This is a genomic window from Bradyrhizobium sp. (assembly GCF_030697065.1).
Lineage (GTDB): Bacteria > Pseudomonadota > Alphaproteobacteria > Rhizobiales > Xanthobacteraceae > Bradyrhizobium.
This window is the reverse complement of sequence record NZ_JAUYQU010000134.1, coordinates 1-3,355: the sequence shown is the minus strand read 5'-3', so window position 1 is coordinate 3,355 and position 3,355 is coordinate 1. Positions and strand designations below refer to the sequence as shown.

The window sequence follows — 3,355 nt, the reverse complement described above, 5'->3', positions numbered from 1 at the left end:
ACGTGTGCATCTACCACTACCCATAGCACACGTGGCTATCGGGCGCATCGGGCGCCCGGCATTCCCCGCGCCCTCTGATCGGAGGGCGAGGAAATTTCCGGCAAAGCTCGGGCGAAACGCGCCGCGAGATCGCGAAGGCTTGTCTGTCATGAAAACCGGCGTTATTGCGGGGCCGATGCGCGGAGCCTACTCCGCCGGCGCTTCGGCTTCCGCCTCGTCGCCGGTTGCACTCGCGCCGCGGCTCATCATGAAGCCGAGCGCCACGCCGCCGATCGCGAGGATCGGAATCAGCTTCTTGAGGCCGATGGCACGAACCACCTGGAGGCCGGCGGCTAGCAGCATCGGATCTGCCAGCATGCTCGAGGCCGCCGATTTCGCGGAACGCGCGGATTCGCGGGCAGCTTCCCTGGCGGCCTGCTCGGCACGGGCGCGGATCTGGTTCTGGCGCACCTTGTAGCAGACCGCCGCGATCACGGTGACGAGGAAGAAAACACCGGCGCCGGCCAGGCAGGCTTCGACCGGGCCGTAGTGCTGCAGCATGAACATGAACAGCGCCGCGCACAGAAACGATGTCGTGACCAGCAGCGCAAACGCCGCCGCCGCGGCGAGCGATGTCAGCCGCAGGGCGGTGCCGGTGCTCTCCTTGAAATCGTCGATCATCCGCGCAAACATGAAACGCCCCGATGTAAAATGGAATTTAAGCGAAAGGGATGGCGGCGCGTCGGCGCCGCCATCCGGCAAGAGTCAGGAGCAGCGCGTCACGCTACGAAAGGCGCGGATTGCGACGGCACCGATTTCACCGCCGCCACGCCGCGCCGATCAAGAAGCCGATGCCGAGCGCGATGCCCACCGTCGCCAGCGGCCGCTGGGTGATGGTGTCTTCCAGCGACTCCTCGAGCGACGAGGCAGCGCCATAGGCGGAATCCATCATGGCGCTGCCGCGCTCGTAGAGGTCGTCATAGGTCGAATCGGCATTGGCGCGGGCTTCCTTCAGGCCGCGGCGGGCCTGCTTGCCGGCGCTGCCGGCGAATGCGTTGAGGGCGTCGGTGATCTGGTCGGTCAGGGCGGAGATATCGTTTTTCACGGCTGCTACATCCTTTTCGAGGCGTTCGTACTGCATAGGCCACAAACGTCTGGCCGTGCGGGAAGTTCCCGCGGCGAAACCGGGTCCGGTCAGTGCCCCGGCAGCTGCGGCGTATCGTCGGGCAGCAGATGATCTCTCAGAACCAGTCCGACGATCAGGATCGGCGAGGCCAGGAAGGCGCCCATCGGTCCCCACAGCCAGGTCCAGAACGCCAGCGCGATGAACACCGCCAGCGCGTTCAATTGAAGCCGCCGGCCGACGATGACGGGCGTGACGAAGTGCCCCTCGAGAAAGGTCATCACGGCGAAAGCCGTAGGTCCCAGCATTCCTGCGCCCAGCGTCGGGAAGGCGATGACGCCGACCACGGTCAGGATCACGAACATCACCACAGGGCCGATGATGGGAATGAAATTCAGGGTGGCCGCCAGCGCGCCGAGCGCGGCCGGGTTCGGCATCCCCGTCATCGCGCAGATGATGCCGGTCAGGACGCCGACGCCGAGGTTGATCGCGGTCACCATCAGCAGGTAGCCGCCGAGGTGTTCCTCGATCGTGTTGACGATCCGCAAGGTTCGCAGCCGCGATTCGCGCTCGCCGAACGTCATGACGATGGCGCGGCGCAGGTCCGGCCAGCTCACGATGAACAGGATCAGGATCGCCAGGAAAAGCAGGAATTCGGCGAAGGTCGGCGACAGGAATTCGACGGTCGGCTGCACCCAGTCGATCTTGGGAAGCGTGAACGACGCGCCCGGCAGCGCGTCGGTTCCGCCGAGCGCGAGCTGCAACTGCTGCCACAGCCGCACCGGGCCATCGAACACATGAAGCTTGTCCTTCATGAGCGAGCCGAGTTCGGGGAGCCGCGCACTCCATTCAATGACCGGGGCGGCGATCAGCCCCACCATGAAGGCGACCACGGCGCAAGCCGCCGCCACGATCAGGACGGCGGACACTGCTCGCGGAATGCGGTGCTGCTCGAGGAAACGCGCCGCAGGCGCCAGCATGGTGCCGATCACGAACGCCATCGTGACCGGGAGGAAGAATGCCTTGGCGGCGTACAGCACCGCGATGATGCAGATGGTGAGGAGTGCGACCAGCGAGAACGCCACCACCTCGGCGCGCCGGATCACCGGCGGGTTTTCGTTCCGGCTGTCGGGCAGCGGCTCGCCCGCCGGCTCCGCGGACGCTGCACGCTCATTGGGAAGGACACGCAATTGGCTCTCCCCCGCGCTACGGCGATGTGGTTGGACGACGCGGTTGCGCTGATGAAACGGGCGATCAGCCCGACATAACCCGTGCAGGAACCGAAGGTTCCATCGCAACAACGTGAAGCGAACGGCGGTTGACATGGCACCCGACGCGTCGAATCGGACGGAACCATGCGGCATCGACCGGGTTGTTTGGCCAGAGCATCACGCATCGGGGCAGGTCATGGCACAGACAATCGCAAGCAAGCTTCTCTCCGGATCCGTTTCCTGGCGCACCACCGGCGCGCTGGTCCTCGGAACGGCCCTGCTGCTGTCGCCTGCGCTGCTGCAAGGCGCGAGCGCCCAGGTGCTCGGCTATGCCTCCCATGCGCCGATGTCATTTCCCTCCGATAATGTGATGGTCCAGCCCGAGGACGACGGCGACGATGCCGCGGTGATGCCGGAGCGGTTGAAGCGCACCATCGTTGCCTTCCGGACCAGCGAAGCCCCCGGCACCATCGTGATCGATACCGGCAACACCTACCTCTATTACGTGCTCGGCCAGGGCCGCGCGGTTCGCTACGGCGTCGGCGTCGGCCGCGAGGGCTTTACCTGGTCCGGCGTGCAGAAGGTCACCCGGAAGGCCGAGTGGCCGGATTGGACCCCGCCCTCCGAGATGATCGCGCGCCAGCCCTATCTGCCGCGTTTCGTGGCCGGCGGCCCGGGCAATCCGCTCGGCGCGCGCGCCATGTATCTCGGCTCCAGCATCTACCGGATTCACGGCACCAACGATCCTTCGACGATCGGCAAGTTCGTCTCCTCGGGCTGCATCCGCCTGACCAATGAAGACGTCGCCGACCTGTTCAGCCGCGTCACCATCGGCACCAAAGTGGTGGTGCTGCCGAAGAACGCGCCGCTTGTGGCGACCCGGAATCAGGCGACCCGGACCACGATCACGGTTCGCCCGGCGGCCGCGCCGCGCCCCGTCGCCACCACGGCCGTGCCGGGCCGCCAGGCGATGATCCTTTCGACGTCCTCGCTGTATTGATCCGGAGCCCAGGATGACCCGGCTGTCAGGCAAGCGGTTGGC

General features: G+C 66.1%; 4 protein-coding genes. 1 reads left to right on the top strand and 3 read right to left on the bottom strand.

The window, feature by feature from the left end:
- Nucleotides 1–186 precede the first annotated feature (186 nt).
- The 3 genes from Q8R73_RS10985 to Q8R73_RS10975 all read right to left on the bottom strand — a co-directional run bounded on the left by Q8R73_RS10985 (nt 187) and on the right by Q8R73_RS10975 (nt 2,292).
- Nucleotides 187–672, bottom strand: coding sequence for a hypothetical protein (locus Q8R73_RS10985; RefSeq protein ID WP_305719569.1), 486 nt, complete (start codon nt 670–672; stop codon nt 187–189).
- Nucleotides 673–796: 124 nt separating this feature from the next.
- On the bottom strand, nt 797–1,120 hold the full coding sequence (locus Q8R73_RS10980; RefSeq protein ID WP_305719568.1) for a YqjD family protein: 324 nt from the start codon (nt 1,118–1,120) through the stop codon (nt 797–799).
- Nucleotides 1,121–1,173: 53 nt separating this feature from the next.
- Nucleotides 1,174–2,292: an AI-2E family transporter gene (locus Q8R73_RS10975; protein ID WP_305719567.1), complete on the bottom strand. Its 1,119-nt coding sequence runs from the start codon at nt 2,290–2,292 to the stop codon at nt 1,174–1,176.
- A gap of 217 nt (nt 2,293–2,509) precedes the next feature.
- Between Q8R73_RS10975 and Q8R73_RS10970 the strand changes: the two genes are divergently transcribed.
- Entirely contained in the window at nt 2,510–3,313 is an 804-nt protein-coding gene (locus Q8R73_RS10970) for a L,D-transpeptidase (RefSeq protein WP_305719566.1), read from the top strand.
- The last annotated feature ends 42 nt before the right edge of the window (nt 3,314–3,355 follow it).